At 54.9% G+C, this 11,998-nt stretch carries 11 protein-coding genes; 4 read left to right on the plus strand and 7 right to left on the minus strand.

The genetic code is table 11. The features are described 5' to 3' along the window. Positions 1 to 21 precede the first annotated feature (21 nt). The 7 genes from KHQ28_RS24790 to KHQ28_RS24820 all read right to left on the minus strand — a co-directional run bounded on the left by KHQ28_RS24790 (position 22) and on the right by KHQ28_RS24820 (position 8,757). Complete coding sequence (locus tag KHQ28_RS24790; RefSeq protein ID WP_136139857.1) at positions 22 to 789, minus strand: LysR family transcriptional regulator; 768 nt, start codon at positions 787 to 789, stop codon at positions 22 to 24. Between the two features lie 180 nt (positions 790 to 969). Next, positions 970 to 2,328, minus strand: coding sequence for a hypothetical protein (locus KHQ28_RS24795; protein WP_032418879.1), 1,359 nt, complete (start codon positions 2,326 to 2,328; stop codon positions 970 to 972). A 256-nt stretch (positions 2,329 to 2,584) separates the two neighbouring features. Beyond that, the gene (locus KHQ28_RS24800; protein ID WP_065520979.1) at positions 2,585 to 3,583 is read right to left on the minus strand and encodes a hypothetical protein; all 999 of its coding nucleotides are present in this window, start codon (positions 3,581 to 3,583) and stop codon (positions 2,585 to 2,587) included. A 550-nt stretch (positions 3,584 to 4,133) separates the two neighbouring features. Beyond that, positions 4,134 to 5,123, minus strand: a complete 990-nt coding sequence (locus tag KHQ28_RS24805) for an isopenicillin N synthase family oxygenase (protein ID WP_032418878.1) — start codon at positions 5,121 to 5,123, stop codon at positions 4,134 to 4,136. Between the two features lie 20 nt (positions 5,124 to 5,143). Beyond that, complete coding sequence (locus tag KHQ28_RS24810) at positions 5,144 to 6,562, minus strand: amidohydrolase family protein (RefSeq protein WP_032418877.1); 1,419 nt, start codon at positions 6,560 to 6,562, stop codon at positions 5,144 to 5,146. A gap of 11 nt (positions 6,563 to 6,573) precedes the next feature. Then, entirely contained in the window at positions 6,574 to 7,563 is a 990-nt protein-coding gene (locus KHQ28_RS24815) for an ABC transporter substrate-binding protein (protein ID WP_004175804.1), read from the minus strand. A gap of 294 nt (positions 7,564 to 7,857) precedes the next feature. Then, positions 7,858 to 8,757, minus strand: coding sequence for a LysR family transcriptional regulator (locus tag KHQ28_RS24820; protein WP_002908057.1), 900 nt, complete (start codon positions 8,755 to 8,757; stop codon positions 7,858 to 7,860). Between the two features lie 207 nt (positions 8,758 to 8,964). On the opposite strand from KHQ28_RS24820, the gene KHQ28_RS24825 reads away from it, so the two are divergent. The 4 genes from KHQ28_RS24825 to KHQ28_RS24840 form a co-directional block, all read left to right on the plus strand. Further along, the gene (locus KHQ28_RS24825; RefSeq protein WP_029497079.1) at positions 8,965 to 9,933 is read left to right on the plus strand and encodes a PDR/VanB family oxidoreductase; all 969 of its coding nucleotides are present in this window, start codon (positions 8,965 to 8,967) and stop codon (positions 9,931 to 9,933) included. Positions 9,934 to 9,944: 11 nt separating this feature from the next. Beyond that, a complete protein-coding gene (locus KHQ28_RS24830; RefSeq protein ID WP_032418874.1) occupies positions 9,945 to 11,228 on the plus strand; it encodes an amidohydrolase family protein in 1,284 nt (427 codons plus the stop codon). Continuing rightward, complete coding sequence (locus KHQ28_RS24835) at positions 11,218 to 11,697, plus strand: RidA family protein (RefSeq protein WP_032418873.1); 480 nt, start codon at positions 11,218 to 11,220, stop codon at positions 11,695 to 11,697. Before KHQ28_RS24830 ends, KHQ28_RS24835 begins: the two co-directional genes overlap by 11 nt. After that, the coding region (locus tag KHQ28_RS24840; RefSeq protein ID WP_211777716.1) for a creatininase family protein at positions 11,694 to 11,998 on the plus strand (305 nt) is incomplete at its 3' end. The genes KHQ28_RS24835 and KHQ28_RS24840, both read left to right, overlap by 4 nt.

The raw sequence follows: 11,998 nt of genomic DNA on the forward strand, positions 1-11,998 counted from the left end.
GTCCATATTACGCGGGTAAGATCAAATCTCTTCAAGAGCGCCGCAAGCAATATGTGGAGCAAGGGCGTTAAAGGTGGCCTGGATTATGCCGAGGCCCGCCAGTCCACAGGAGAGCAGAATATCTGAATTATCAACCAGCATGCTGCCTACGGGACGCAACGAAACAATCTTCCCGTCCTTAGTAAATTTCCATTCCATCACATCACGACTGTGGTCGCTGAAAAAGTTTATTGCCCGATGCTGATCCAGATCCGCAAGTGTTTCCGGTCGTCCATATTGTTGCAAGTAAGACGGGGCTGCACAGGTGACCATCCTGATGTCACCAAGACGTCTGGAGATAAAAGTCGAATCCTGAAGCTCACCCAGGCGGACAAGACAGTCCACACCTTCAGTAATGAGATCGGTTTTTTTGTCCGATGAAACCAATATGACATCAATGTCAGGATACAGTGACTGGAAATGTTTGAGATTAGGGATCAGTATGGCGTGAGCCAGCGCCAGCGGGACATCAATCCTGAGCCGCCCCCGAGGTGGAAGGGTAGGTGAAAAACTCGCCATCATGTCATTAACTTCAGACAATACAAGCCTGGCACGATGATAAAACGCCTCCCCTTCAGCCGTAACGCTCAACTTACGGGTAGTGCGATGGATGAGTTTTACGCCGAGATCGTCCTCTATCTGCTGTATCGCTTTGCTCACGGTGGGACGATGAATCTGCAGAATGTCAGCGGCTCTGGTAAAGCTGCCCTGCTCAACAACCTGTACGAAAATATTAAGGTATTCAATCATGTTTGAATGCACGTGATCACCTGGCTTTAGTTAGGCTGTTCGTAGCTGGTATTGTAAAGTAAACAATTCCGATGGGCATCAAGCTAAGGACTTGATGGCTTTCAAAATGTCCGCTCCTGGCTGGGAGTTCAATGTCTGCTGTGAGCGAGGAGCGGACTGTCATGAGTAATTAAAGCTTTTTTATATTATAATTTCTGACACGTCTTCTAATATAGGAAGACTATTGAAATCAACAACCAACTTACCATCAATTACATGATAATGAGATGCATTTGGCAATATATTTATTGGGAAAGGATGTAATGCATTAGGATTGTGATAAACGACTAAACCTTCACCCCAAGTCTCAGTGTATTTTTTGGTTGGAATTATTTTTGTAATGTGTTCGATCGCCCAAGTGTTAATATTAGGTGACTTTACGGTACGTCTGATTTTATACTTATTGTTATTAAAGCCATCTTTCAACCCCATCCGGTTGAATTTGTCAATATCACTCGATGGAGAAAATAATATTGCACTAATGTTTTCAGCCCCTTCAAGCTCAAAAAAACCTGATGGAACTTCCTTAGTTCCCCAGATATGACAACCAATCTTTTCACGCGTCTCAACACCTTCGGATGTTACTTTTTGTTGAAAACCATAAAGATATAATGGTAATGCGTCGTGACTAACATTACCAGCACCTTTAAACTGACAATCAGCTATAGCGATTGCAAACGGTTTTCCGGTAACATGCTCCTGCTCCCAATATTTCTTTTTCAATTTCGCAAGCAAAGGTCCAGAATATCGAGTTGGAAAATAATTTACCAAAAGATTATTGTATTCTTCTATATTTTCCCTGTTTACTTCTGGTATTGGGATTGGTAGTCCTCTACGATCTACCGGTTTATTAACAGTAGTAGCCTCGATTGCGAATGGTATGCTGTAGAATCCATTAACATAGGATAAGTTAAAATCAGGAGCATTGAATGAAGTATCGAACAAGCAGTCATTTTCAGTAAATATACAGTAAAGGAGTATCTCCCAGACCCTTTGATTAAACCCTGTGGTTTGAAATTGCTCTACAAAATTCCCATCTATGTCAGAGTACCATCTCATTAATGGTTCTATAATGTTTTTGGCCGCTGAATACTCTGGCGATTCCTTTACTAAAATAAAGTCTGAGTTGGTGTTTTGCTTATTAAGGTCAACAAAAAAATCCATTGTTTCAACAGTCTCATCACCTTGCACTCCTTGCTCATCAGCTGATGGATGTAATTCACGTATTTTATTTAATAACCTCCTCTTTGTTTTGGCTTTGTTATCGTCAAATTCAGTCATATCAATGAAGCGATATTTTCTATTTAGATCTCGAGCGAATATAATTCCAGTGTAATCGTAGTCTATAGTATCCAACAACAACATGCCTAATACTTTTCCGTCGAAGGTTTCGAACCATTCTAACTCCTTAGAATGGGATTTAACTCGTGGGTTTCTAGCATATGTAGCTAGTGCATTGAATCTTGAATAACTTATTGGATTGATAACTATTGGTGCCATGTATAACCTCGATAAATCAAAAGAAACTGTAATATTTTAATCTTTAATAAAGATATCATAAAAAATACTTTCATCATTTAGCATAACATACACATATGCTTTGGTCATCTGAAGGGCGAAGGACATAATTAAGTTTCAAGGCATGTCCGCTCCTGGCACGAAGCGGACGCTATGAAAAATCATCAAGCTCAATTAAGAAGAGAAGAAGACATTGTTTTTAGGTAAGATGAATGGCTCAACTCATTAGCATGTATCTTTAATATCTCAAAGCAACTTTCTTAGGGCGTGTTACCTTTTTCTTTATCATATTGCTCTCTCCTTTACGCCCATTAATAACATAATGCACTTCGCAAAAAATTCTATACTGCGAAAAGAAATGTGAAAGTGCTATATGTAATTCACCTGCCCATGGAAGACGCTCAACTTCCTTATCAAAAAAATGATGTATAAAGCCAGTACTTTCTCTAAGATGAAAAACATTATTTCTAAATATCCTGAGTGAGTTCGAATGTTCTTTCATCAATTTTCCGATGCCATCTGAAATTGGTAATAATTCTTTAAATTCTCTAGGGCGTTCATTATCGAGTAAGAGTCGCATGTTTAAGCTTTTAAATCCTTCGCAGACCACACCTAAAAAACCTAACCATGTAGAAAGATAAATTCCCATATCAAATTTTTCTCTCTCACTCAAATGGCCATTCTTTGTCATTTTTTTGTTGAGCTTATTGTAATTTTTAAACATAAGATCAGCTGTTTCGAAATAATGAATTTGTAATGTTAATACGCGGTCGTGATTGCGACATGGGAGCCTGTCCTCAGGGAAGCGGCAATCTGTATCTATAGCGTAAGTATGTGGGACATTAGCAAAATAATAAAGATCATGATCTGGAAAAATCAGTTCTCCATCATCTAGGGCCTTTTTTAAATGATCAGAGACATCATCAAAATTTCTGAATCCGTAATCTATTAGATTTTCCCCTGCAAAGTTAGTCAACCACCAAGAATTAAACCCTCCTACCTCGCCTCGCCCTCCAAAATCAAAATCTACGCTCCCGGAGTTTAGATCCACCCTGCATCCAGCACCATGTTTATAATATTTGACACCACCATCTAGCTCACCAAAATTGGGTATATCAGATTCAATCCACTCATAGCAACTTGATGGCATTTTAATTCCAGACCGATACATTAGCTTTAAAGCCACCTGGACATTATCTTGAAAGTCAACAATCAAACGATAAAGATTATTATTCATACCACAAGCTCACTTCAAATTATTGAGAAATGGATGCAATACTTCACTCTGAACCAAAAACGCTATTAAGGATAATATCCCTTTTCCCGATAAATTAACACTGGCTATGCTCTTGATATCCGTTTCTGGCACAGAGCAGACGTTAAAATACAGCATCGGAAAGCTTCTGAATGCCGCGTCAGCGGCATGGAGGCGCCAGATGAGGTTACATGTGTCTGTGGAGTCAAATGGCGCCGAAAGCCCGGCGTAGCCGGTTACCGAGCTATAAATTCTGCCCCCTGCCCTGGTTAGCATTAACCCACTAACAGCAATAAAGAAGTTAAGGAAATCCCTTTACCCCCGGTGAGCTGGCTTTACGGCGTTTACGACGTAAAGGACATGATTTCCAGGGCCTTACCGAGGCAGTTTGCTGCTGACACTTAGGGGGATGTTCTTCAGTTATTTCAACGACACCAGGGAACTTAACACGGTAGCTGAAATGCCCAACGCCAGATATCCTGCCGCCCGGCCAGCGAAAGCCGGCGGCAGGTATACCTCTCAAGGCAGCATCTTACCCTTTGGCAAAATTGGCCTGGATCCGCTGCTGCAGATAATCCTCGGCGCTGATGGGCGGGTACTTCCTCTGCGGCCCGAGGATCTCGACATCTTTATTGGCCTGGCAAAAAAACGCCAGGCTGTAGCGCGGCCCCTGATATTCATGGGGCAGCGGATTTCTCACCCGATGGAAGTTAGACGGCAGCTGGTCGTCGCTCCAGCGCATCAGCATATCGCCGATATTGCAGGTGATCACCTCCTCCCGCGGCTCAATGCTGGTCCACTGCTGGCTTTCGCGGTCTTTACCGGGACAAACCTGCAGGCCGCCCTGGCCGGGGCGCTGGAACAGCAGCGTCAGACAGTCAAAATCGGTGTGCGCGCCGGCCCGCCACATCCCCTGCTGCGACTGCTCGGTTGCATAGTAATGCAGCATGCGCAAGGTGCTCTGATAGGTGTCACGCTGCGGATCGTGCGCGGTGGTGAAAAACGATTCCGGAAAACCGAGCTTCAAAGCAAAGCAGGAGAGGATCTTCATCCCCAGCTGCCAGCACTGCGATTCAAACCCGAGCATCGTCTGCCGGAAACCTGGCAGCTCCCGATCGCTGGGCCAGCGCCCAGCCATCAACGGCCGGGTTATCTGATACGACTCTTTTTGATCCGGGGTGCGGGTCGACGGCCGAACCTGCGCTTTGCTTTCCCAGCCGGCGTTACCGGCCAGCGGATACTGGCGCTTCACCTCGTCGGGCAGGTCGAAAAACGCCTCGGTCATGCTGAACGCCTGGCGGATATCCGCCAGCGGAATACCGTGATGGCTGACCTGGAAGAAGCCAATCTCCACCGCCGCCTCCCACAGTTGTTCGGCAATGTCATTTTTTCTTGCGGCAAAGTTCGACAGGTCGATACAGCGCACTTCGCGGGCGAAGGTCTCTTCGCCCTCGGCGCCCATCAGCGCCTCTTTTTCCAGTTCCTGTAAGGCGTAGCGTTGATTCTGGGTGGTTGAGGTCATCGTCATTATCCTGTTATCAGTTACACAGCGGCGCGCTGTTGGAGGGTACGGACGGCCGCCAGCGCGTCGTGACGCATCGCGTCAAGGTCGAGACCGGGAATGGCGTCGTCTTCCACGATGGGGCGGCCATTGAGCAGTAGCGCCTTCAGCGCGGCGCGCCCACCGCAGGCCACCGGCCCAATGGCCATATCGTGCAGGCCGAAGTAGCGCGGATCGTCCAGCCGGTAAATGGCAAGGTCCGCCTGCATGCCGACCTGCAGGGTGCCGCTCTGCGCTAAGCCGAGGATCTGCGCCCCTCCGGCGCTGCCCCAGCGCACTACATCCTCCACCGTGGCCGCATCGGCCCCACCCTCAAAGGTGCCCCCGGCGTAGCGCGGCTGCGCCAGCATCCCCTTGCGCGCGCGCTGCAGCAGCCATGCGGCATGGGCTTCGCTTTGCATATCCGCCGCTTCATTCGAGGCGGCGCCGTCCACCCCCAGCGAGACCGGGACCCCGGCCTGCTCTAACGCCAGCAGATCGGCGATGCCGCTGCCCAGCCGGCCGTTGCTTTGCGGGCAGTGGGCGATGCCGGTTCCGGTACGGCCCAGCAGGGCAATCTCCTCCGGCAGCAGCTTCACCAGATGGGCAAACCACACGTCATTTCCCAGCCAGTCGTGTTCCGCGCAGAACTGCACCGGCGTCATGGCGAATTTCTGCCGCGCGGCGTCGAGATAATCGACGGTTTCCGATAAATGGCTGTGCAACCGGATCCCCAGCTGGCGGGCCAGCTTCGCCATCTCCCGCAGCTGGGCGCCCGGCGCGGAGTGCAGGACGGTAGTGGGCGCCATCACCACCCGGCGCAGAGACTCGGGCCGGGGGTCGTGATAGCGGCTGACCAGCCGTTCGACATCCGCCATATAGCTGTCGAAGGTTTCCGGACGCAGCGCCACCGGCAGATCCTGTTCCACCGCCCGGCCCTGGGTCGCCCCACCCCGGCACAGGACGATGCGCATCCCCAGCGCTTCCCCTTCGCTGAAGACAATCTCCGAGGTATCGAAAGGCATATCCGGCCAGTACAGGTAGTTGTGATCCGCCACGCTGGCGCAGCCCGAGCGCAGAAGCTCCACCAGGCCAATGCGTACCGCCAGACGAAAGGTATGTTCATCGAAAGCCGCGCGAAAGCGGTACGGCGTGGCGCTCAGCCAGGCCGTCAGGCTCTGGTTCAGCCCCTGCGGCTCGCCCTTCAGCAGCGACTGAAAAAGATGGTGGTGCGTGTTCACCCACGCCGGATAGATCACGCAGTCGCGGGCATCGATCTGTCGCTCTTCCGGCAGCGGCGTCAGGCTGCCGATGGCGGCAATCTTGCCGTCGCGGATGCGAATATCCGGCCCGGCCAGCCGCGCCGCCTCTCCGGGCAGACCGCTGAGGATGGCATGGGCATTTTTAATCATTAATGACATGGCGTCGCTCCTCAGGGTTTAACCTGCATGGCCTGAACAAATTCGGTGGTGTAGGCCTGTTTCCAGTCGGTGGCCGCCGCCAGCAGACCGGCGCTGACCATAAAGTCGCGGGTCTTCTGCCAGCGCGCGTCGGTCATCGTCCCCCAGCCCTGGCTGGCGGCATCCCCGCCGTCGATCAGGTGATGCTCACGGATCTGGGTCACGCCCCAGGCGAGCAGATCGTCGGTCATTTTCGGGTTGTCCTGCTTAATCAACGCATTGCCCGGCGCCGGATCCTTGAGATAGCTCACCCAGCCCTCCATTGAGGCGCGGACAAACTTCGCCATCGCCGCTTTACGCTCGGCGATGGTATCCGGGCGGGCGATAAGGATGCCGCCGTAGGGGGGATAGCCGTGCTCGGAAAAGAGGAAGAAGTTCGCCTTCACTCCGGCCTTCTGCACCTGGAACACCTCGGAGCTGACATAGGCCTGCTGGGCGACAGCGTCATCGACGACAAAGGGTTGAATATTGAAGGTATAGGGGCGAACCTGCGCGTCGCTCAGCTGGTATTGCGCCTTCAGCCACGGCCACCACGTCGCCTGACCGGAGCTGGAGACCAGCAGGGTTTTGTCTTTCAGCCCCTGCAGGGAGGTGACATCGGCATGGGTCAGCAGCCCCTGGGGATCGTACTGAAAGGGCGCGGCAATGGCCTTTGCCTGGAAGCCGCGCTGAATGCCTTCCAGCAGCTGCAGGTCGTAACCGATGATCACATCGGCCCGCTTCGACAACAGCAACTGCATGCCGTTGACCTGCGGTCCACCGGAGCGGATCTCGACGTCGAGACCATATTTTTTGTACAGCCCGGTGGCCTGAGCCTGATAATAACCCCCCTGCTCCGCCTGGGCGTACCAGGAGGTCAGCAGAACGATTTTCTCCTCGGCCTGAACGGCCAGCGAGACACCGCCGAGGGCCATCAGGCCCAGCCAGCGTATGCCCCGGGGAAGGCGTGCGCCTGTTTTCATATCCCTCTCCTCTTTACGCCGGGAGGGGGAGCGAGCGAATGTGGCTCAGCCTCCCATCCCGGTCAACATTGAACCGCGACATGGTGACTGAGCAATGTCCCGTATGGATAACCCGTACTGACCGCTTCTACTCACACTCAGCTATACAAAAACAATGCCAGATTTAAACGCCTGCGAGCGGCCGCGAGAAATCGCCTGCGCCGCCCCCCTTGGGCATGCAACCTTTGATTCATACCCACAAGAAACGCACCATAATGGTGCGCTAATGAATGATTTTAGTGCCTGCCCGACATTTCACAGTTGGCTGAAGAGCATCTCCAGCTGGTTCAGCATCATCGAGGCGGCAAGGGAAAGCTGGCGGGCGGGCGAGACGCACAGCGCCAGGGTGAAAGGCTTAAGCTGCGGATCGGTTAGCGGCACAAACGCCAGCTGGCCGGACTCAATTTCATCGAGAATATCCAGCCGGCACAGGATGCCGATGCCCATCTGCTCTTTGATCAGGGTGCGGATCATGTGAATGTTATTCGATACCGCCACCTCCTTTACCTCGTTGCCGCTGATGTTCACCAGCGCCTCCACCGGCTCGCTGATCATCAATGGGGCGGACGGCAGGATAAAGGGGTAGTCGAGGCACTGACTAAAGCGCACCGCGCTGCGGCTGGCCAGCGGATGGCCGGTGGGCACCACAATCCCCATATTCATCTCGGCAAACGCCCGGACCTGCAGTTCACGAGAGGTCTGGGGATTGAGCATGATGCCGAAATCCGCCTCGCCGGAGATCAGCGCCTGCTGGATGTGGATATTGTTGATGGTGGTCAATGTAAAAGAGATGTTGGGATAATGTTTATGCACCTCTTTGAGCATCGTCGAAAAGAAATGCCGGTTAATGGCATCGATGGTGGCGATGCGCACATGCCCCCGCCGCAGCCCGCGCAGATCGTCCAGCTGCTCGCAGACCCGGGTAAAGTCCTTTTTCCAGTTATTGGCCGCGTGCAGGAGCAGCTCCCCGGCGGCGGTCAGCCTCAGCCCGGTGGGATGGCGCTCGAAGAGCGGCATCGCCAGCTCCTGTTCCACGCGCAAAATCTGACGGTCGATGGAAGACGCCGACACATGCAGCGCCTCTGACGCTTTACGAAACGATCCCTGACGGGCCACTTCGGTGAAATAGAGCAGAAATCGGGAGAAGGCAAACATGGTTTGGGTGCTCTCTTTTTTGCAACGGGTTGTGCGAATCAAAGCTCTGGACGCAACAGTTTTATCACAATACCGTAGCATTCATAACGGAGAAACGATCGTTTCACCCATTTTCTTGCATGCCGGACAGTTCACCGCGAAGGGGAGTTATCTCTTCGCCGCCCCTGGCCGCCCTGCAGACAGCGGAATGAGGGAGAGTAAACGGTAATGCACAGCCACGATCTTATTTCGGTCTCGGTCGGGGAAATACGCCCCAACGGACAGGGAAACCTATCCATAATTTTGCAGACGGCGGCCGGGGAAATATTACCGGCCTACTCCGCCGGGGCGCATATCGATATTATTATTCCCGGCGTCGGCTCCCGGCAGTATTCCCTGTGCGGCACGCCTGACCGCAGTAATACTTATGAAATTTGCGTCAGGCTGACTGACACCTCCACCGGCGGCTCACGCTATTTGCACCAGCAGCTCAAAGCCGGCGATCGGCTCGCCATTTCGCCGCCGCGCAACCATTTTCCCCTGCCGCAGGCCGGGCGCTACCTGCTGTTTGCCGGCGGTATCGGCATCACGCCTTTGCTGGCGATGGCTGAAGCGATTGCCGCCAGAAAGGGGGCGCTGGAGCTGCATTATTATGTCGCCAGTTCGCGCCAGACGGCCTTCTCCCCGCGCCTGAACCAGCTGACTGCGAACGGCACGGTGGCCATTCACTGCAGCGAGGAAGGCGCGTCGCTTCGCCAGCGGGTCCCCGAATGCTTAACTGTGCCCCACCCTGATACCGCAGTAATAGCCTGCGGCCCGGAGGGTTTTATCCAGCGACTGCGGTCGGTCATGGAGGAATATCGCTGGTCGCCGTCGCAGTTCGTATTCGAGCGTTTTACTCCCGCGGCGGAAAATAATACTGCGGCGAAAAATGCGTTTTATATTGAGCTGGCCTCCAGCGGGCAGCGCCTGCAGGTGGCCGCGGATCAAACCATTGCTCAGGTATTACAGCACGCCGGCGTGGAGGTGATGCTCTCCTGCGAACAGGGAATGTGCGGCTCCTGTATTACCGGGGTCCTCGACGGGATCCCCGAGCACCGGGACAGCGTGCTGACGGCGGAAGAGAAAGCCGGCAACGACCAGATCACGCTCTGCTGTTCGCGGGCGAAATCGCCGGGTCTGGTTTTGGATCTGTGAGGAGACTGACGATGACGCTCCCCTCCTCTTGCGCGCCGCTCACCGGTATCAGCCGCGCCCGACTCCCGGCCTGGGCGCTGCCCGACGGCTGGCCGACGCAGGCCAACGGTGAACCGCTGCTGGCGGACCTGGCCTTTCGCGACGGCCGGATCGCCGCACTGACCCCAACCGACCAGCCGACTCCCGGCCTGTGGGACCTGGCGGGAGCCCTGACGCTCCCCGGCCTGGTGGAACCCCATGCCCATCTGGACAAGACCTTTACCATTGAACGCTGCCGTCCGGCGCAGGCCGGGCTGCTGGCGGCAATCCACGCCATGCACGAGGATCGCCGACACTGGACCAGGGCGGATATTCAACGTCGGGCGTCCGCCGCGCTGGCCCGGGCGGCAGCGAATGGCGTGACCCATTTGCGCAGCCATGTCGACTGGTTTACCGCCGACGCGCCGGACGCCTGGCAGGAGATCGCCCGCCTCGATACCGTCGGCATCACCCTGGAGCGGGTGGCGCTGGTCCCGCTGCCCCTGTTTCGCGAGCCGGCGCAAGCGGAGGCCATCGCCCGGACGGTCGCCAACAGCGGAGAGCGCTGCCTGCTGGGCGGCTTCATCCACTCCTCCAACTGGGACGCCACCGCCATGGAAAATCTGCTGTGCAGCGCGGCCCGCTGGGATCTGGATCTGGATTTGCATATTGATGAGGAGCTCAGCGAAGTGTCTCAGGGGCTGACCTGGCTGGCGGATCATCTCTCCCGCCACCCTTTTCCCGGACATATCTGCTGCAGCCACGGCTGCGCGCTGGCCGCCGGCAGCGACGAACAGGCGGCGCCGATCCTGCGCCAGCTGGCGGCGCACGGCGTCACCCTTATCGCTCTGCCGATGACCAATCTGCTGCTGCAGGATGCGACGTTCGGCCGCACGCCGCGTCAGCGGGGGATCACCCTGCTGCACGAGGCGCAGGCCGCCGGCGTGGCCACCCTGCTCGGCTGCGACAACGTGCAGGATGCCTTCTGCCCGGCGGGGAGCTATGACCCGCTGGACACCCTGGCCTGCGGTCTGTTCAGCGCTCAGCTCAGCGACCTGTTCGATCGGCAGTCGCGGCTGATCTGCGATCGCGCGGCGCTAACCGGTTCGCCGGCAGACGCGGCGCCCTTTGCCGTCGGGGCGGCGGCCAGCGTAGTGATTTTCCCGGGTAGCGACCGTTTTACCTGGCCTTTAAACAGCGCCGCCCGTCTGGTGGTTAACCACGGCAGGTTAACCCACCGGCGCGTGTGGCAGGAGGAGATGGCACATGAGTCTTGAAGCAGGCGCCGGGGCGCCGCTGGCGCGGTATGCCGCCTGGCGCAGAGCCGGCGATTTTATCTTTCTCTCCGGCATTATTCCGGTCAATCCCCTGACCGGCACCATCGTCAACGGCTTTCAGGATGTGCCTGAGCCGGTGCGGGAGCTGCTGGGGGCGACCGGCGAATTTTCGACCGATGCGAAACAGGGCCCGATCCTCGCCCAGAGCTGGTACGTCCTGGAGAGCATCCGCCGCACCGTGGCGTCCACGGGAGGGCAGATGAGCGACGTTATCAAACTGGTGCAGTACTTTCGCAACCTTGACCATTTTCCCTATTACAGCCGGGTCAGGAAGCTGTTTTACCCCGACCAGCCGCCCGTTTCCACCGTGGTGCAGGTCAGCGAAATGCTGCCCGACGCCACGGTACTGATTGAAGTCGAAGCGACCGTCTGGTTACCCCCGTCATTTAACTCCGAGGCACCGCGATGATTAACGGTTACATTCCTGCCGCGCGCTTTCTTCCTTTTCTGAGCTGGACGGACGTGGCCGCCCTGCCGGATAAAAGCAATACGGTTATCGTCCTCCCCACCGGGGCGATCGAACAGCACGGCCCGCATCTGCCCTGCTCGGTGGACAGCGTGATATCTTCCGGCGTGGCGGGCCATGCCCTCGCCAGGCTGCCGGCGACGATCCCGGCCTACGCCATTCCGCCGATCGTCTACGGTAAGTCCGAGGAGCATCTGCATTTTCCCGGCACCCTGACCCTTAGCGGCGATACGCTGCTGCATAC

This window comes from Klebsiella sp. 28, assembly GCF_018223905.1.
GTDB lineage: Bacteria > Pseudomonadota > Gammaproteobacteria > Enterobacterales > Enterobacteriaceae > Klebsiella > Klebsiella pneumoniae.